The sequence below is a fragment of the Moorena sp. SIO1F2 genome, assembly GCF_010672755.1.
In the GTDB taxonomy this organism is placed as follows: Bacteria; Cyanobacteriota; Cyanobacteriia; order Cyanobacteriales; family Coleofasciculaceae; genus Moorena.
This window is the reverse complement of sequence record NZ_JAAHFV010000101.1, coordinates 1-18,199: the sequence shown is the minus strand read 5'-3', so window position 1 is coordinate 18,199 and position 18,199 is coordinate 1. Positions and strand designations below refer to the sequence as shown.

16 protein-coding genes are annotated in these 18,199 nt (G+C 44.6%); 9 read left to right on the top strand and 7 right to left on the bottom strand.

Translation table 11 applies throughout. The annotated features are described in order from the left end of the window. Window positions 1–1,250, bottom strand: a 1,250-nt coding sequence (locus F6J94_RS14305; protein WP_293041129.1) for a DUF2157 domain-containing protein, incomplete at its 3' end; no start/stop codon positions are given. A gap of 382 nt (window positions 1,251–1,632) precedes the next feature. Here F6J94_RS14305 and F6J94_RS14300 point away from each other — a divergent pair. Further along, window positions 1,633–2,112: an RNA-binding protein gene (locus F6J94_RS14300; protein WP_293022630.1), complete on the top strand. Its 480-nt coding sequence runs from the start codon at window positions 1,633–1,635 to the stop codon at window positions 2,110–2,112. A gap of 528 nt (window positions 2,113–2,640) precedes the next feature. Beyond that, complete coding sequence (rpiA, locus tag F6J94_RS14295; protein WP_293022627.1) at window positions 2,641–3,351, top strand: ribose-5-phosphate isomerase RpiA; 711 nt, start codon at window positions 2,641–2,643, stop codon at window positions 3,349–3,351. 713 nt (window positions 3,352–4,064) lie between these two features. Here the strand turns inward: rpiA and F6J94_RS14290 are convergent. From F6J94_RS14290 to F6J94_RS14270, 5 genes are all read right to left on the bottom strand, one after another. Further along, window positions 4,065–4,667 carry a Uma2 family endonuclease gene (locus tag F6J94_RS14290; RefSeq protein ID WP_075905136.1) on the bottom strand — a complete coding sequence of 201 codons (603 nt, stop codon included), beginning with the start codon at window positions 4,665–4,667 and terminating at the stop codon, window positions 4,065–4,067. 245 nt (window positions 4,668–4,912) lie between these two features. Continuing rightward, window positions 4,913–5,680: a DUF4058 family protein gene (locus F6J94_RS14285; protein ID WP_293041124.1), complete on the bottom strand. Its 768-nt coding sequence runs from the start codon at window positions 5,678–5,680 to the stop codon at window positions 4,913–4,915. A 201-nt stretch (window positions 5,681–5,881) separates the two neighbouring features. Then, window positions 5,882–6,130: a hypothetical protein gene (locus F6J94_RS14280; protein ID WP_075905138.1), complete on the bottom strand. Its 249-nt coding sequence runs from the start codon at window positions 6,128–6,130 to the stop codon at window positions 5,882–5,884. A 375-nt stretch (window positions 6,131–6,505) separates the two neighbouring features. Further along, the gene (locus F6J94_RS14275; RefSeq protein WP_075905140.1) at window positions 6,506–6,748 is read right to left on the bottom strand and encodes a hypothetical protein; all 243 of its coding nucleotides are present in this window, start codon (window positions 6,746–6,748) and stop codon (window positions 6,506–6,508) included. 51 nt (window positions 6,749–6,799) lie between these two features. Further along, window positions 6,800–8,851: an alpha/beta fold hydrolase gene (locus F6J94_RS14270; RefSeq protein ID WP_293022609.1), complete on the bottom strand. Its 2,052-nt coding sequence runs from the start codon at window positions 8,849–8,851 to the stop codon at window positions 6,800–6,802. 161 nt (window positions 8,852–9,012) lie between these two features. Between F6J94_RS14270 and F6J94_RS14265 the strand changes: the two genes are divergently transcribed. Together F6J94_RS14265 and F6J94_RS14260 are read left to right on the top strand one after the other, a co-directional pair. After that, complete coding sequence (locus F6J94_RS14265; protein ID WP_293022606.1) at window positions 9,013–10,257, top strand: sensor histidine kinase; 1,245 nt, start codon at window positions 9,013–9,015, stop codon at window positions 10,255–10,257. After that, the gene (locus F6J94_RS14260) at window positions 10,254–10,889 is read left to right on the top strand and encodes a response regulator transcription factor (RefSeq protein WP_293022604.1); all 636 of its coding nucleotides are present in this window, start codon (window positions 10,254–10,256) and stop codon (window positions 10,887–10,889) included. The genes F6J94_RS14265 and F6J94_RS14260 overlap by 4 nt, the downstream gene beginning before the upstream one ends. 239 nt (window positions 10,890–11,128) lie before the next feature. Here the strand turns inward: F6J94_RS14260 and F6J94_RS14255 are convergent, their stop codons facing one another. Continuing rightward, complete coding sequence (locus F6J94_RS14255) at window positions 11,129–14,719, bottom strand: NB-ARC domain-containing protein (RefSeq protein ID WP_293041119.1); 3,591 nt, start codon at window positions 14,717–14,719, stop codon at window positions 11,129–11,131. A gap of 265 nt (window positions 14,720–14,984) precedes the next feature. Here F6J94_RS14255 and F6J94_RS14250 point away from each other — a divergent pair, with 265 nt between their 5' ends. From F6J94_RS14250 to F6J94_RS14230, 5 genes are all read left to right on the top strand, one after another. Next, window positions 14,985–15,137 (top strand): hypothetical protein, encoded by a 153-nt coding sequence (locus F6J94_RS14250; RefSeq protein ID WP_293041116.1) that lies wholly within the window; start codon window positions 14,985–14,987, stop codon window positions 15,135–15,137. A 238-nt stretch (window positions 15,138–15,375) separates the two neighbouring features. Next, window positions 15,376–16,164 (top strand): 2-amino-3,7-dideoxy-D-threo-hept-6-ulosonate synthase, encoded by a 789-nt coding sequence (locus F6J94_RS14245; RefSeq protein WP_293041113.1) that lies wholly within the window; start codon window positions 15,376–15,378, stop codon window positions 16,162–16,164. Then, window positions 16,164–17,276, top strand: a complete 1,113-nt coding sequence (locus F6J94_RS14240; RefSeq protein WP_293041110.1) for a 3-dehydroquinate synthase II family protein — start codon at window positions 16,164–16,166, stop codon at window positions 17,274–17,276. Before F6J94_RS14245 ends, F6J94_RS14240 begins: the two co-directional genes overlap by 1 nt. 130 nt (window positions 17,277–17,406) lie before the next feature. Then, entirely contained in the window at window positions 17,407–17,673 is a 267-nt protein-coding gene (locus F6J94_RS14235; protein ID WP_293041107.1) for a hypothetical protein, read from the top strand. A gap of 87 nt (window positions 17,674–17,760) precedes the next feature. Beyond that, on the top strand, window positions 17,761–18,199 hold a 439-nt coding region (locus F6J94_RS14230; protein WP_293041102.1), incomplete at its 3' end, for an AMP-binding protein.

Here is an 18,199-nt window from a genome sequence, read left to right as displayed (position 1 = left end):
ATCCGGGTCAAAATTTGCAGCGTCAGTAGCACCATGCCACCCCAGAATAAACCTCGTTTCCCCTCTGCTAGTCCGGCGCGGATTAAACCGATGTCGATTAGGAATAAAAGCACATTGAAGATGAATACCGCTATGATGGGTAGAATACCAATACTGAGATGCCAATAGGGAACTAGGGCGCTGATCACAATCATAATAGCCACAACCTTAGTTGTTGAGTCCATTCGACGCAACAGTTTTATCCACGCCCAGATCGTGAAGCTACCTAAAATGACACTATCAATCACAGCAGGTTCCAGGAGTATTGAGGTGACGTCAACTAGCGGTTTGACTGATGGTGAACTATCCCATAACACGTGGAAAGACAAAAAATAAAATGATAGGCTGAGGAAGGTGATACCAAGGGTGCGGGCTGTGCTATTAAATTCCTGGAGGTTGGGCTGAATTCTTCCCAGGAAACCCCCGTATGACCATAACAAGGCTGGTGGTAGAGCGCATGCGATCGCAGCAATCCAACCGGGATAAGGCCATAGCTCGAAGTTGATCAAGTTCCATTCCAGGGCAGCAACTACTGCGATCGCACTTAAGCGAAACATCCATCGTGAACGGCACCAGTAAGCCAGGGGAATAAACAGTAAACCCGCAAACACTGGCATATGTTGTATGATTAGCCTTAGCCAAGACAACTCTGTGATTGCCAGAAATTCTGGCTGGGACATTCCTTGCACATACCCTAATCCAATCAAGACCATTGCCAGCATCCCTAATAGGGTCAAGCGTAGGCTATAAGCCATGGCTAAGACTCCTAATCCCCAAATCAGGTATAACTGATAGAGTGGTCCACTTTGGTGGAACATTTGGGACATCAGTGCTATATTGGCTCCTAAAGTCAGGGCTCCTAAAAGTAATAAACCTTGTCCCAAACGGCAATGCCTACCTTGGGTTGGGTCTCGCCATAGATAGAAGCCAGCAATGTTGATCCCGAAGAAGACACTCAGAAGCAAGGTCACTTTCAACCACCGAGACCAGGCTTGCCAGTTGGCTGCCACAAAGGTGATCATGGCCAAGCCTAAGAGAAGACTGCCTAGAACTAGCAAAATTACGACGAATCGATTACGGGCCGCTACTTCCAGGTCACTAAATTGATAGCGTTCCGCTAATTGAGCGTATAGGCCAGCATCAATCAACCCTTCTGTTTGCCATTGTTGTGCTTCTTGACGTAACTGGTGACGAAATTTATCGGAAGGCATCACAACCTATATTTTAGAGCTTAAGACTTTCCTCTGGGAATATACAATGTTATAATCACTAACCGACTGAATGTTTGATTATGTCCATGATATGGTGTAAACATTCTGTAATAATTAGATAAGAGTAAGTAAAAAACTGTTAACTAGAATCGGAGCTAATGGTAAACCAGAGGTCAACGAGTGGGTCGTAGTAGCTCCGAACATGTGGTATATAGGAGTTTTGATTTTACTGCATCCGTCTATTCAGTTGAGGTTGGTAAGGTACGTCAGAAGATTGTCTAGACGTGGCAAGTTTTCGTCGCTCAAATTTATCTTTATCCACCCTAGTGACTGCTGTCAACAATTTTTTCTTTTTTTTGTTATCGCCCGGAGGTATCTCTAAATGTCTATTCGTCTGTACATAGGTAACTTACCTAAAGAAGAAGTAAACCGTGATGAGCTGCAAGCTATTTTTGCTGAAGCCGGTGAAAACTTTAGCACAAAAGTGATTAAAGATCGTAAAACTGGTAAATGTCGGGGCTTCGGCTTCGTCACGGTGGCAACGGATGAGGAGGCTGATCAATTCATTGAAAAGTTCAATGGTCATATGTTCAAGGATACTACCTTGAAAATTGAAAAAGCCCTGCCACGATCCAAGAATCAAGACAAAGAAGCATCTAAGGAGAAAGAAAAACCCAATCAGGAATCAACCCCATCTGCCAACAACACTCCTCCCCCTCGCCGTAACAACAACAAGAATAAGTCTAAGCGTAAGCAGCAACAGACTACATCTGACCCCGCTGGAATTCAACCCGATCCCCGTTGGGCTAATGAATTGGCGAAGCTGAAAGAACTGTTATCGGCTCAAACTACTAACTCTTAAGTTGGGATAAATCTAACTGATTTCCATTACCAATTCTGGCAAGATTAGCCCTACGTCCTACCCGTCAGGGAGGCGTGGGCTTATTCCTCTGTAAAGCTTCAGGCTTTCCACGCAATTTTTAAATAAAAGATCTAATCACCTCAGATTGGGTTTGACCAGTCTGCTGATAGTGCTACTTTAATATCGATATCTGACTCATTCTGCCAGACAGAGAGTCTTTTCTTTTTTTTGGTTGATGATCAGTGGCAAATCCCGATAGGTTTATGGTGTCTTAAGCCAGATCAGGATAGCTTACCAATACCAAAGAAATTAAAGCTAACGAAACAGTAAGCTATTGAGCTTGATAGATAGCTGTTAATTTTGTGTGCGCAGTACCAACTACCTATTAGCTTAACGCTGATGGTGGAAAGTCTGGCAAGCTCAGGTAATTTTGCATCGTCTGTTACCCGATCGATTTAAAATTGTGAGTTGTGAATTAAAACTTACGTTTTAACCACTAACCACTAACCACTAATCACTAACGTTGTTATGAGTGCAGAAATTGACCCCATTAAGTTAATGAAACAGGAAGTTGGCAAAGCAGCTGCCAAGCGGGTGCAGTCGGGAATGATTGTGGGGCTAGGCACTGGTTCAACGACTGCCTATGCAATTCAGTTTTTAGGCGATCGCTTAAACTCTGGAGAGATTAAGGATATTGTAGGGATCCCCACCTCTTTCCAGGCAGAAGTCTTGGCGAAACAGTACGGTATTCCCTTGACTACCCTTGATGCGGTTGATCACATAGATGTAGCGATTGATGGTGCTGACGAAGTCGATCCCCAGAAAAATTTGATTAAGGGGGGTGGCGCTGCCCACACCCGTGAGAAAATTGTAGATTCCCTGGCCAAACAATTTATCGTAGTGGTGGATAGCACTAAAATAGTTGACCGCTTGGGGTCTACCTTCCTATTACCTGTAGAAGTTATCCCGATGGCAATTACACCAGTTATGAATGCCATTGAAAAGCTAGGGGGTAAACCGGAACTGCGCATGGGGGTCAAAAAAGCTGGACCAGTGATTACAGATCAGGGAAATATGGTCGTTGATGTCAAATTTGATGCCATTGATAACCCAGCTGAGCTAGAAAAAACTATCAATAATATTCCTGGTGTTCTGGAAAATGGTTTATTTGTTGGGGTTACGGATCTGGTTCTAGTTGGAGAAGTTAAGGATGGTCAGACCGTGATTCGGGAAATGTAACACGTCCAGCACTAAAGCTTGAAAGTGCCGTGGGATTCTTGCTTGATAGAAATACTCTTGATAGAAATACTCAGATATTTCTCCCAAGCCAAGGCAATTAAGTGTATGTCCCACGGCTTGATTAATTTTCCAGGTAGAGAATAGTTGATTAGACTTTGTCGAGCTTAGCCACCAGCGGCAAAGGTGAGCATGATCACTGCTGAAAGCAACATACCAGGACTTAGTAACAGAACTAACATCAAAAAATCATGGGATTCCATAATCGTAAACTCTCCTAACTGCTTCTTTACTACCTTAACCTGCTACAAAGGCTAATCCCGGAAAATCAAGAATTTATCAAGAATTCGTAAGCGGTCAGCCCTCAGCGGTCAGCCCTCAGCGAAAGGCCTTTGGCCAAGCTACGCGAACAGCGGTGAGCTAAAAGCTCACGCGTGCGCGTTCAGCTTCAAAAAAAACATCGTTCGCGTGTGGCACAGGCTTTGGCCTTGGCCTTTGGCCACGCGGGGCGCGTTTGGCCACGCTGTGCGAACGACGCTGGGATTTAACTCAGTATTAAACGAATGCTTACCTCTTTTATTCAAAAGCTGAACGCGCACGCGTGCGCGTAGCGCATTAGCTGATAGCTGAATTGTCCTTAACTTGGAGCAGGAGAATAACGAATTTATCAGCATCTTCTAGTTGCTGTTAAACGTAGGATGGGTTTACCCTGGGAATCAGTTTACAATACCTTGTAATTTAAGTTTGAAACCGGGAAGCACTGCTTCTCCAGATAACTCTTTGGGATTATCTATAACCTCAGTGTTTTGTCCTGAGCGATAAATTTCAACCCGTCGATTCTGAGGGTCAATCAGCCACCCCAAGCGCAAGCCATTGTCAATATACTCTTGCATTTTTGCCTGTAGCTCCTTGAGACTGTCAGACTTTGATCGCAACTCAATTACGAAATCAGGACAGACTTTAGGGAAAGTTTGTTTTTGTTCCTCTGTCAGTGCATCCCAGCGGTTACGTGACACCCAAGAGCTATCAGGGGAACGATTGGAGCCATTGGGAAGTTCAAATCCGGTAGATGAGTCAAATGCTTCTCCTTGTTCCGGGTTTTCCTCATACCAATTGCCCAATTGCCTGCTAATACTTAGATTTCTTTTACCGGTTTCCCATCCTGTTGGTGGATTCACAATCAATTTTCCCTCAGCAGTTCTTTCTAATCTCAGGTCTCGGTTAGCATTAGCTAACTGTTCAAACTGTTGGTGACTGACGTTGAGGTCCAAAGATTGTGGAACTATTAGCTTTAGTAGGGGTTCTAGTTGACTTGACATAACCGTTAATCCTTGGAATTGAGATATAACGAGAGAGCAGAAGATAAAGAACTCACGTCGGTTAATTTTACTGGGATTATGGGGAGTTTATCTAAGTCGCGTTCGCTTTTAGCGGAAGCTTAGCTTCATCGCCTTTGGCGTGGCCTACGGCCAATCGCTTAATGGATAATTGAGCAGGGAAAACAAAGGTTGGGCAATCTGCGAACATTTATCTTGCTGTTCATTCTTGTCCTGATTCAAAAATTTTATCGACGATCTCCTGCCCAAGATGCCACATCATCCTCCGACCAAGGGAATGGCGGATTGCTGCTATAGTCAATAAAATAGTCGTAGCCTAACTGGTCATAAAGCTCATCCACTAATGTCTGTAATTCTACCATTGGTTCGGTATCCCCAGGAAGAAGGGGAAGCGGAAAAGAAGGAATGCGATCGCATAAATTAAAAAGGTACAAGTCAGCCGTGGGACGGGTATTAGAACGACTGACTAATATCCGATAATGACTGGGATTACTGCTGTTAGAAACAGGTAGAGGTTCCCCATCTCGCAACAGGTCAATTTCGACCAAATGAGTCATACTCTCGAATATCTGCTGCCGTTTGGCCTCGTATTTCTGACGCCCTTCTCCTCGTTTATTGGCAGGAGAGATAACTTCAATCGCTGTCACCACTTCCTTAGTGGCTACATCTTTAACCTCGATGTAGGATTGTCGGACTTCTTCTCGTAAAGGAACAGCTACCTTAATCGGTTGAACTAACGGTTCAGATACCGCAACTGCTGTAGCCATTGCAGCTGAAGCATCTCGGCTTTGTTGAACCGTAACATCGGGTCTACCAATGGCAATCTTGGTTGAGCCAGCAATCTTATAAACCCACTTATCCGTGACTACCCGATATTTAGGTAGCAGTTTCGGAATTAATGCTCTAGCCAAAGCCGCCACCAATTGGTTGTGGAAATCCGACCAATATTCCGGTTGTTCGAGGTAGGGATGAATCCCTGGAAATGGGTTAGTCATATAGCATTTTGATTTGAGTTGTAAACATACTTCCTTAGAGCTGATTCGTAAACTCGCACTAAACCTTGTAGGATAAGGCTTGCGCTAAAATAGAACAATTGAACTATTTAATACCGAAAAGACAATCATAGCAAGGCTTTCAGACTTCTTAAGATTTACTTGACGAATCAGCTCTAAGGGGGCCTTGCCCCAAACCAACTATCAGCTGATATGGCTGAGAAAGGTACCGAGTAAATTCCAGAATCTTTTCCCTAGCCAAGCTGATAAAACTCCACAGTAAATGGAGAAGCCTATGCTTAAAAGCATTATTGTATTCAAAGATATCTCTACATGCCAAAGCCATCGATAGATAGACATGATAGCGATGCCCACCAGTAATCCGGCAGCCGCACCTGCTGCCGCCTGAGTTAATACTTGTCTTGCAGTAGGTTGAGTCGTTTCTGTTTCCATAACTAGAGGCTCCTCGTTAGTATCGTTAGCAATTTTGCACGGGACACACAGCAGTGTGCCCCCAATCTCAATCTATTAAATTAATTCACCTTGGATGCAATCAATTCCTGACCCGCTTGATAAAGTGTTAGTCCGTTAACCGTTTCATCTGCTGAGAAATTGAATTGAATCGTGATATCTGCAACCTGAGCCAAGAATTTAGTTTCTGGCAAAATTCATCCCACACTCATGCTGCGCATTGAGATGTGGGATAAATTTTCCACAGAGTCTTTCACAAAAGACCAATCGATGTGTTATACTCATAATACTGACTTTCAAAGCCGTTCGCGTAGCGTGGCCAAAGGCCATAAATGCTGGAAAGTTGGTCAAACATTATTAAACAAAAGACCAAAAAAACAGAGCGGCAGGGCAGTCCGTTCTTAAAGCCCAGCGCCTCCTAAGCAATAGCTGGATTGGCTGGGAAGCCCACACTGAACTCAAAGAGTCAGTGTGGGAGCTGTCACTTTCTGAAACAGGGTAAAGGGTAAACGCTTCCTGCCCTGTGGCTTGGGCGAGTAGTTGTTGTTCCTCGACTCGAATAGCGATCTCCATATTAGGGAGTAATTGGTAGGTTCCCAAATAGCGGTTGTAAATTGCTGGGTCAAGTTCAACAATCTCAGGCTCACCGGATTAATTAACTGTGACAGTGTCAATATCAACAGTTAATTTGTCTAGTTGAGCCTGTACCTCTGAAGACATCTCAGCCTGGTAACGTCCGCCTAAATGTTCAGCTAAAAACTTCTCTAATGCAGCTGTCATGGCCAGTGAGTTGATCTCCTTACGGAAACCATGGCCTTCATCCGGGGCAATCAGATATTCCACGGGTCGGCCTAAATCTCGTAATGCGGCCACAATTTGGTCTGACTCCGCTTGCTTAACTCGGGGATCGTTGGCTCCCTGAACCACCATCAGCGGGGCCTGAATTTGGTCGGCGGAAAACAGGGGTGACTGGGCTTCTAGACGGGTGCGATCGCTCGGATCATCTGGATCTCCCAGCCGCAGAGCAAAGGTAGCCTTCATCGATTCCCAATAGGGGGGAATTGACTTGAGCAAGGTAATCAGGTTCGATGGCCCCACATTGGATACGCCAACGGCATAGATATCTGGTGTAAATGCCAAACCAGCTAGGGTGGCATAGCCTCCATAGGAGCCACCAAAAATTCCCACACGCTCGGGATCGGCAATCCCTGCATCAATCAGATACTGCACGCCATCCGTCAGGTCATGCTGCATCGCACCCGTGCCCCATTCGTTGTTACCGGCATTGAGAAAGGCTTTACCATAGCCAGTAGACCCTCTAAAGTTGGGTTGGAGAACGGCGTAACCGCGATTAGCGAGAAACTGGGTAAACGGCCTGTACCCCCACATATCTCGTCCCCAAGGTCCACCGTGGGGCATGACAATCACCGGTAGCTTGACTGGGTTTACCCCCTGGGGCAGGGTCAGATAGGCTGGAATCTCTAGACCATCACGGGCTGTATAGCGGATCGGCTGCATGGTGGCCAAATGTTGCCTGGGCAGCTCTGGCCGATCATCGTAGAGTTTTTCCAGGGTTTGAGTACTACGATCAAATAGATAAGTAGACCCAGGATTCACATCGCTCCGGGTTCTAATCAACGCAAAGCGATCATCGATAGTAAGGGATTGCAACACAATATCAACGTCGGGCAGCTGTTGTTTCAGAAAGGCTAGATCAGCCGCTATCTTGTCGTTTTGAGGATAGATGCGGATGCGATCGCCAACATAGGAGGTAGCAATCAACTCATCAGTCGCTTCTGAAAACACTGCACGGCCAAAATCCACCTGGTTTTCAGGATCAACTTCCACGACCTGACTCTGCTGGCTTTCGAGATTAAGCAGCTTTAACTGCATTAAATTCCCATCCCGATTGCTGATCAGATACACCCGTTGGCCATCTTTATGAAAGCGAATGGGGACACAGGTTTCTTCAATTCGACAGGTGTAAACAGGTGTTAATCCATCTTGTTGCACCGCCAGAATCTCATGCCCCCCTTCCAGGGTTTGGCGATAGCCGATGCGCACATTACCGTCTAAATCGGTTGTCCAGAGGGCAATATTCTCGTCATTTTGAATCAGCAGCGTCCGCTCGCCTGTTGTCAAATCCAAACGATAGACATCATGAAACTGGGGATTGCGTTCGTTAAGACCGATAATGATGTGGTTCGGAGTCCGTTTAGGAACGCTATAGATCATGGCCGTAATCCCCTCTACAGGGGTTAAATCGCGGGTTACCGGGCTAGTCTCACCTAAAGATTTAGCTTCAACCGCATAAATGTGAAAATTCTCATTGCCCCCTTTATCCTGGCCGTAGAGAATGTAACGACCATCGGCGCTCCAAAAGTAAATCATGATCGGGCTTTCAGCATCAGCCGTGACTGGACGAGCAGCTTCCATCGGTTCATCGATGCCCTTAACCCACACATTGATCACGCCGTCTAGAGGTTTTTGAAAGGCCAGAAACTGACCGTCGGGGGAAAGCTGGGCACCTGTAATCTCTGGATCGCCAAAGAATAGTTCCCGCTGAAGTAACGGTGCTACAGCGGTCTGACTCTCAGCAGCGCTAGCAGTTTTTGCCGTTAGGGGTAGCGGTGGATTGCCAAGGCTAAAACCCATCAAACTAATAGACATCATCAAACCTGCACCAAATTGAAATTGTTTCATGATAAACCGTATCCTCTGAAAAGTTGCTTATAATTCAATATTAAACAGGCCATTTCAAACTGACTATAGCGAAAGGTCATATGGATACATGACGTTTGTCATGGAAATTTATCCATAAGTTTCATAAGCTGTAGAAGCAGTCATAAGCATTAGGTAAGCTGATGTCAGCTCGGACAACTCCTCAGGTTTCCACCATTAATCCTTCAATTCCCAAAATCCTGCGTTATGTGGAATGGGCATGTTTGGTGATGGTGACCCTGATACTGCTGTTTTTCATCCTGAATAAATCATTGTCCTATGAGGCCAAGGGCGGTGACTACCTAATAAACTTCTTCGTATTGGGAGTTTTGGCCATTCTGAGCTTCTTCTTTCCAATCCGTCGCCCCATGTGGCAGCGACGAGCCTATATCTTTGCCGAAATTGCCTGTCTGTTGCTGACACGTATCTTTAGTCATGTAGGTCTGGATCTCCTTCTCTTTCTATACTTCGCCAAAAGCTGTTTTCTGTTGCGTCGTCGGGACGTGATCATCACGGTTGTTTTAGCCGGTATTGCCTGGCATGTAGGTTTTGCGTGGCAGTTAACGAATGATGTACTAACTGATCTCTCAAAACCGATTGCAGAGCAGCAAGCTCGCTTAGAAAAAAACCTACAAACCTTTCAAGAGGCTCCCCAAGTATTTCTTGCGGGTATTGTTCTCAATAACCTTGTGAACTATATTTCCCTGAGCGTACCGATTATTCTGCTCTGTTTAACCTTGGTGGCTGAGTACAGGAGTCGTCAGCGAGCAATCGCCTTGACCCAGGAAGTTGAATTGCTAGCCGCAGATTTAGAACGCACCCGCATTGCTCGCGATATTCATGATTCATTGGGGCATACTTTGACCTCCCTTGATGTGCAGCTAGAATTAGCACAACGACTCTACGAACGAAACTCTAATCAGCTTCAACCAGCGTTAGAGACGGCCAAACTGCTGGCCAGCCAATCCTTACAAGAAGTGCGTCGGGCAGTGACCACCATGCGAGAAGAGACCTTTGATCTCAATAAGGCGCTGCCACAGCTGCTGGAATCTTTTACATCCAACCCCTCCATAAAGGTTAAAAGCAAAATAGATTTGCCCCAGCTGCCGTTACAAACCAATCATCAGCTTTACTGTGTGGTTAAGGAAGGATTGGAAAATATCCGCAAACACAGTCAAGCCCAGGTTATTCACCTCCGGGGATATGCTTCTGCTGATGCGGTTATCCTTGAACTAAAGGACGACGGTATGGGCTTTGATATTGCTAAACCCACCCAGGGTTTTGGCCTCAGGGGTATGCAGGAGAGAGTTCAGCTGATAAGTGGATCGATACAATTAGATAGCACACCGGGACAAGGCACCTGTATTCAGATTAGGATACCACGATGATTCGACTTCTATTGGCTGATGACCAACCCATCTTTCGGCAGGGACTGGCGGCACTGTTGTCCCTAGAGGATGATCTCGAGGTGGTGGGTGAAGCCAATCACGGTGAAGAAGCCATTGCCCTCACCCAGAGGTTACAGCCTGATATTATCTTGATGGATGTGCGGATGCCCATCTGCGATGGTGTGCAAGCAACCCGAGAAATCCATACCCGCTACCCCTGGATTCGGATTCTAGTCTTAACCACCTTTGACAATGATGACTATGTGTTCCAGTCTCTTCAGGCTGGGGCCTTGGGATATTTGCTTAAAAGCACTCCAGCCCCTAAGGTGGCAGCGGCCATTCGCAGTTTGCATCAGGGATACAGCCAATTAGGTCCTACCATCGCTCCGAAGGTGTTTTCTCAACTGAATAATACCCAACCTGAACGGGAAAAAACAGATTATCATGCTCAATTCAATCAGCGGGAACTAGAGATCCTGAAGCTGTTGGGACAAGGTAAAAGCAATCGAGAAATTGCAGCCGCCCTTAATCTGACCGAAGGCACGATTAAAAATCATCTAACTAATATTTTCTGTGAGTTGGATGTTCGCGATCGCACCCAGGCTGCCCTCTGGGCCCATCAGCATCTTTAATGTGCATGAGATTAAACTATTTTATCACTATTTTATCTGGGAAATCATCATAGCAGAGCTTTTTTGGTAAAAACTAAACTGCAAGAACCAACCCACCGGAGGATTACCTGAGTTCGATGTAATAAAAATAGCAATAATTCCGGAATTTTTACAAAAATTTTTACAAATATTTTCTAAATAAAAATATCAGCATTTATAGGAATCGAAGTATAGATTAGGACGTTAAATGAACAGCAAAATTAACTATCAATACGAAAATTGTCGATTGCGATCGCACCCAACTGTTTCAGAGTTGCTTTCTGTGCCTCAGTTAATCCTGTCACTCCAGTGATATTCATGGCTTCGTAGAGTCTCGGAGCTCTGAGAATTTTCAGGCACTTGCCCGTCTTAGTGTCCCAAAGCCTCACCGTTTGGTCTTGAGAGCCACTAGCTATAATTTGACCATCCCCACTAAAGGCAACAGAAGAGACCAGATGGGTATGTCCGGTACAAGTGTGGCGGCATTCCCCTGTGGAAACATCCCACACCTTGACAGTTTGGTCGTGAGAGCCGCTAGCGATAGTGTTGCCATCGGGACTGAATGCCACGGAAAAGACCCAATTGTTGTGTCCGCGTAATAGTTTAGAGCATTGACCCGTACTCAAATCCCAGAGGCGTACCGTTTCGTCTGTACTACAACTGGCCAGGATAGTATCCTTAGGACTGAAAGCGACGGATTTGACCCGATTACCATGTCCCTGTAACGTTTTCAAGCATTCCCCTGTGCTGACATCCCACAGCCTCACCGTTTGGTCTGTATTGCTACTGGCCAAGGTTTTACCATCACTACTGAAAGCCACTGACCAGATCTGATTAGTATGTCCTTCCAAAGTGCTGACGCAGTCACCAGTACGCTGATCCCAAAGCCTCACCGTTTGGTCAGCACTGCCACTGGCTAGGGTTTTCCCATCACCACTGAAAGTGACCGAATAGATCCAATCAGTATGTCCGTGCAAAATCTTTAAGCATTCTCCCGTCTTGATATCCCACAGCCTGATTGTTTCGTCTCTACTGCTACTAGCTACGGTTTTACCGTCACTACTAAAGGCCACTGAACACACGTGAGCAGTATGTCCGTGCAAAATACTGATACAGCGATCGCTATGATAATCCCATAGTCTGACTGTATTATCGTTACTGCCACTAGCCAAAGTTTTACCATCAGGACTGAAAGCCACTGGAAATACCCAATCAGTACTTCCCTGCCAAGTTTTCAAGCATTGACCAGTGCCCCAATCCCAAAGTCTGACAGTTTGATCTAAACTCACACAGACTAGGGTGTTACCTTGAGGGCTAAACGCCACAGAAAAGATCTGATTAGTATGTCCATGCAAGGTTTTCAGGCAAATACCAGTGTGGTAATCCCATAGCCTTACAGTATGGTCGCCACTACCAGTAGCTAGGGTTTTGCCGTCAGTGCTAAAAGCCACTGAGTAGACTCCACTACTATGTCCGGTGTGAGTACTAACACAGCTACCAGTGCTAGCATCCCACAGTCTGACAGTGTGGTCATTACTGCCACTAGCTAGGGTTTTGCCATCAGTGCTAAAAGCAACTGAGCGTACTCCACTGGTATGTCCAGTACAAGTTCTAACCCAACTACCAGTGCTAGCATCCCAGAGTTTGACAGTGTGGTCATCACTGCCACTGGCTAGGGTTTTGCCATTAGTACTAAAAGCCACTGATCTCACACAACCGGTATGTCCAGTAAAGGTGTTAAGGCATTGACCCGTGTCACCATCCCAGAGTCTGACAGTTTGGTCGCTACTACCACTAATCAGGGTATTACCTTGAGGATTAAAAGCAACTGAGAACACTTCATCAGTATGTCCAGTACAAGTTTGTAAGCACCTGCCATCACTGACTTGCCATAACTTTACGGTATGGTCACCACTACCACTGGCTAAGGTTTTACCATCCCCACTAAACGCAACAGAGCGTACCCAATTAGTGTGACCCTCACAGATTACCAGTAGTTTACCAGTTTGCACATGCCATAGGCGAATCTGAAAATCTGTATCACAGATTGCCAACATCCTCCCATCTGGACTAAATGCTGCCGATAACATATTCCCTAGGGTTTCAGTAAACACTGAGCCAGCCAAGTCACAGCCAGCGAAATTGACATTATGTAATTTCAGTCCCTGTAGGTTGGCTTGCCAAACTGTCAGGCCAGAAAAGTCATAACCGTTTAAATCAATCTGTAATTGAGTAAGTAAATTAATAGTATTACCACTGACATATCCCATCTGGAGAGTAGATTTTTTAACCCCAGGAGTCGGGGTGCGCAGCATTGATAGGATTTCCAGGAGATGATTTTCCAGCTGTGTTGTAGAACCAAAACTAGAGAGTAATTTCTCAATAATCGGTTCTAGAATCAGACAGACTTGAGCATCCCGAACATAGTCAGGGGCGCTGGCTTTGATTAGGGAGTGAGTGCGGAAGATAGCGATATTTTGACTAATAATCTCTTCAGGAATCTGCTCGATGAGTCGATTAATCATGTATTCCATGACTACAGGTTGTTGGGTAAACCCAGTTGAGGTTTTCTCAATCAATGACCGCCGTTGTAGAGACCCTACAGCTTCTAAAATATCAGTAGCGCATAGGTAGCATACAAAGTCTTCTTGCAGTTCTTCAAGAGAAATGGGTTCCCGATTGATAGCTAGCCAGTACATCAGTTCCTTTTCTGTAGGGGTCAGGCGCTGAAAGTGCCGATCTAGTAAATCCCGAATATCATCAAAAATGAATGAGCCTTCCTTTAAAAAATCCAGAAACTGAGCAATATTGCTATCAAAAAAGTCTCTGACTGCACAGGCTACCATCTTTAAGGCTAAAGGATTTCCCGCATAACGCTCAATTAGGGTGATCCATTGGGTGTCATTGCCAATAAAATTTCCCTTTTCCTTAAAGATTTCCTGTCCGTGGGTTTCTGGTAAACCTTTGAGTGGGAAGCAGCGAACGGGTAAGGCTTCCCCCTCCAGAAGGGTCAAGTCTTGAGGTGCCTCCCGGGAGGTCATCACTAGGCAGCTGTTGTGGGAGGTTTCCCCAATAGTTCTGAGTAGCTCACCGTATCCAGCGTATCCCTCTCGATAGCCACCAGTGCGAGAACCACTTTCGAGGATCGATTCGGTATTATCAAGAACCAGCAGGCAACGCGCCGTCTGTAAATACTGAATCAATCGCAAAATTTTGCCATCCACAGAGGAAGGTAAATTCGTTTCCTGCTGCACAGACAGAAATTGAATCATGTCTGCCAGGACTTCCTCTAGGGGCGGAGCATTGCGTAGACTGCGCCAAATCACAAACTCAAATTTATCCTGTAGCAGATGGGCTAACTTCACAGCCAAGGTGGTTTTGCCAATTCCCCCCATCCCTAGAAGTGCCACCAGGCAGCAGTTGTCCTGTAGAATCCATTCCTGTAGGGTATTCAGTTCCTGCATCCGACCGTAGAAACTCCTCGGTTCTGGAGCTCCACCCCAATCAAGATGTCCAATTCCAGCCAGAGCAGTTGTCGATAGCGCTGTTAGCTCCATCTGATCTATCTCAAACTGGTCTATCTCAATCTCATCCGCCTCAACTACCTTTTCCCAATGAACGCCTACAGCACTACAAATGGCCATGAAGGTGTCAGTACGAATTGAGTGTCTCCCCCAAAACCGGTTTAAGGTTGCCTTAGAGGTAAATGCACTGGTATACCAAGCTACCGCTGTTTTGTTCCATCTTTTCTGACGTCTAGCTTGGTCTACTAATTTAAGTCCTGATTCAGATGCTCGCACGGAATTCATCATAACTCCACTATCTTGCTTTGCTTAACCCCCAATCCATGGGGTCGATCGCTATGGCACCATCCCTAATCCAGCCATCACTATACCTAAATCTTTAATCTATGGGTGACCAAAAAGCCGCGCAATGTATAAATGTTATGGAAAGTTATGGAATTAGTTAGGGAAGGTTAACTAAGAGGGAATCTGAGGTAAAAATGAGAAAAATCTCAGAAACACAGCATAACTGAAACCACTGAGACAAAAACTGAGACAAACCTGTTTAAATTCTATGCTAGCAGAACTGGTTGTAAAGCTACAGTTCCCGACTCCCGACTCCCGACTCCCGACTCCCGACTCCCGACTCCCAACTCCCGACTCCCTGATCCGAAGTGCCCTTTGCTATATCAGTTATCCTGTTGAGTTCAACCTGAGGGAAATCTAATAAATTCCTGAGATTACTCTAAAAAAAACCAGATAACTCACTTTAGTTCCAGTTACTAAGACAAAAACTGAGGCAAAAACTGAGACTTTCGGTTTGTGAGTGTCAGGCACGATAGAAATATCGAGATTGAGCTAAGTGCCATGAAACACTAAAAGTTAGTTTTCCAACACTTAGTTCGATAGGAATCTAAGATTTTGGAAAACACCACATCATGTAATCGAGTCAAAAGGAGTCTGTTATGTCTCTTGGTAAAAATTATCGTTTGGCAAGAATTCTCAAAGGATTAGACAACTATTTTATAGTCCCAATTGACCATGGGTTTACACTGGGTCCGGTTAGTGGTCTGGCAAAAGTTCATCAATTCATCAGATCGTTACCGGAGAAAACCATTAGTGCAATTGTTGCTCATCAAGGGATAGCTCGGGCAATCCATCCAGGTTTAATTCAGAAAGATATATCGTTAATTTTGCATCTTTCTGGGTCAACTAACCTATCTCCCGATCCATCTTCCAAACATCTAGTCAGTAGTGTTGAACAAGCCATTAAGCTTGGTGCAGATGGAGTTTCAATTCACGTTAATCTTGGGGCCAACGATGAATATCGTATGCTCAAAGATTTCAGCCAAATATCAGCAGCCTGTCATCAATGGGGTATGCCATTGCTAGCAATGGTTTATGCACGAGGAGAGAAGATTAAAAATGAGTACGATGCAGATGCGATCGCTCACTCAACCAGATTGGCCTGGGAGCTAGGAGCAGATATTGTCAAGGTCAACTACACTGGCGATGTTCAATCCTTCAGACAAGTTGTTAATGCCGTTGACATCCCTGTTATCGTTGCCGGAGGAGCAAAGAGTAATGCAGATAGCTCGATCTTATCGATGATCAAAGATGCCATCAGGGCTGGCGGTAAAGGCGTTGCTGTTGGTAGAAATATATTTCAACACAGTAATCCCTCATTCATTTCTCAAGAAATTGCCAAAGTTATCAGTAATCCCTATCAGTTTACCATCAAGGAGGTAGCGTAATGAAATTATCTTGGTTAGACCTCAGAAGCTTTAATGATGTTGACTATAAAGCGCTGTGTGAATCTCTAAACTCTGATATCAATGGAGTGGTAGTTGATTCATCAAGTCCAGTCATGGATTGTCATGACTCTGTCTCTCGCATTGCTTTTGTAGACAGCCCAGAAGAAGCGGACGGATGTATCGAAAAGGCCGATATAGTACTGTTTGATCATTCCTGGTATTCTGAAATAACTACTCAACCAGAAACGTACAAATCTCAAGCAGAAATCGGATTTTTTGTTCATGTGACCGATGACGAAACCTTACAAACTGCTTGTAAGATCGCTAGACAAGAAAAATGGGCTGTCATCTATTTTAAAGACCCCACAAAAATTCCTCTAGAGATTGTTTTAGCCTCAGCAGACAACACGGATGGGCAAATAATTACCGTTGTCAAAGATATTGAGGAAGCAGAAATTGTCCTGGGGGTCTTAGAAAAAGGGTCACATGGAGTCATGCTAACCCCTAACGGGATTATCGATGCCAGGGAGCTTGGGCAGCTGTGTCGTAAGGCCAACAATTTGGAAGTTTCACTGGAAGAACTTGAAGTAACAAAAATTTCCCATATTGGCATGGGAGAGCGGGCTTGTGTAGATACTTGTTCTAACTTTGCCAAAGATGAAGGTATACTCATTGGTTCTTATTCCCAAGGAATGATTTTAGTTAGCAGCGAGACCCATCCACTGCCCTACATGCCAACTCGTCCTTTCCGAGTCAATGCTGGTGCTATACATTCTTATTTAGTGTCTAGTGTTAGTCAAACTAATTATCTTAGTGAGCTGAGTTCAGGACACAAAGTATTAGGGGTAAATTGTGATGGCAAGGCACGAGAAATAGTTGTAGGCAGGATGAAGATAGAAGTTCGTCCCCTACTCAGTATCGATGCAGTGTCTAAATCTGGAATTCCGGTAAATGTGATTGTTCAAGACGATTGGCATGTAAGAGTTCTTGGACCTGGTGGTAAAGTCCTGAATGTCACAGAATTGAAGCCTGGCGATAAGCTGCTTGGTCATACTGCGCCTAGTGGACGGCATGTTGGGCTTCCAGTAAAAGAGTCTTGTCTGGAAAAGTAAATAATATCATGTCCGGGAGTATCGATTACCAAAGAAACAACGACAAATAACACTATCGCCCACAACCGGACACGATATCACTTCCTTGGAAAAAATCAACATGTATTAGCAAGTAAGAGGGGATTTAAGAATGAGTAAATTACTTAGCTTAAATGACTATAAGCCAAACCAAAATAGGCAGAGTGAATCGACCTTAAGTTTTAGAGACAATAACTCAAGTAACCTTGAGGGAGAATCCTACTCTCAAGTTTGGGTTAAAGCCCCTGATATCCCTAACTCGATTCATTGTGAAGAAGCTCTTATTTTATGTCGGCAATCTGAGAATACCTGGCTAGCTTGGATTCCCGATTATGGTGAGATTATTTTGTCTGATAGTGAACTTGCAAATTTGATTTAAATTTTCAAAACTAATCGGCATTATCGGCATTACATTATCTGTTAGGTATTATAAATTATATTTCGACACGACTTTGGATTTAAGCTCATGAACATTAACCCAACTATTTTGCCATTGTACGAAAGAATTAAGTTATTCCTGTCTAAGAAATTAGGATGTGGTAACTTCCTCCATTACTCTGTTACTAATAACCATTATCGAAACAATGATTTTTTGTTTTTAGAAAAACCTTTTAAAACATTCACAGGAGAGACGATCAACAGTTTTAGTTTATCTTCCTTAAAAGATGTTGTTGATAACTATGCCTCTTGGTACAGGAAATCTGGTATTCGTGAGAATGATCCTGTTGCTATCTATTTAGACGATGGAATCGGTTACTTTATCCATTACTTAGCACTAAACAACCTCGGTGCTATTCCAGTTTTGGTAAACGGTCGTATGGATCCTGATATTGCTGCTGACTTTATCAGGCGTGTTGGTGCCATTGGTTTATATTCTGATCAGAAGCACCTCGATAGTATTAGTA

Coding starts and splice junctions, on each gene's coding strand:
- F6J94_RS14300 (WP_293022630.1), top strand. CDS start 1,633: ATGTCTATTCGTCTGTACATAGGTAACTTACCTAAAGAAGAAGTAAAC.
- rpiA (WP_293022627.1), top strand. CDS start 2,641: ATGAGTGCAGAAATTGACCCCATTAAGTTAATGAAACAGGAAGTTGGC.
- F6J94_RS14290 (WP_075905136.1), bottom strand. CDS start 4,667: ATGTCAAGTCAACTAGAACCCCTACTAAAGCTAATAGTTCCACAATCT.
- F6J94_RS14285 (WP_293041124.1), bottom strand. CDS start 5,680: ATGACTAACCCATTTCCAGGGATTCATCCCTACCTCGAACAACCGGAA.
- F6J94_RS14280 (WP_075905138.1), bottom strand. CDS start 6,130: ATGGAAACAGAAACGACTCAACCTACTGCAAGACAAGTATTAACTCAG.
- F6J94_RS14270 (WP_293022609.1), bottom strand. CDS start 8,851: ATGAAACAATTTCAATTTGGTGCAGGTTTGATGATGTCTATTAGTTTG.
- F6J94_RS14265 (WP_293022606.1), top strand. CDS start 9,013: ATGTCAGCTCGGACAACTCCTCAGGTTTCCACCATTAATCCTTCAATT.
- F6J94_RS14260 (WP_293022604.1), top strand. CDS start 10,254: ATGATTCGACTTCTATTGGCTGATGACCAACCCATCTTTCGGCAGGGA.
- F6J94_RS14255 (WP_293041119.1), bottom strand. CDS start 14,719: ATGATGAATTCCGTGCGAGCATCTGAATCAGGACTTAAATTAGTAGAC.
- F6J94_RS14250 (WP_293041116.1), top strand. CDS start 14,985: ATGCTAGCAGAACTGGTTGTAAAGCTACAGTTCCCGACTCCCGACTCC.
- F6J94_RS14245 (WP_293041113.1), top strand. CDS start 15,376: ATGTCTCTTGGTAAAAATTATCGTTTGGCAAGAATTCTCAAAGGATTA.
- F6J94_RS14240 (WP_293041110.1), top strand. CDS start 16,164: ATGAAATTATCTTGGTTAGACCTCAGAAGCTTTAATGATGTTGACTAT.
- F6J94_RS14235 (WP_293041107.1), top strand. CDS start 17,407: ATGAGTAAATTACTTAGCTTAAATGACTATAAGCCAAACCAAAATAGG.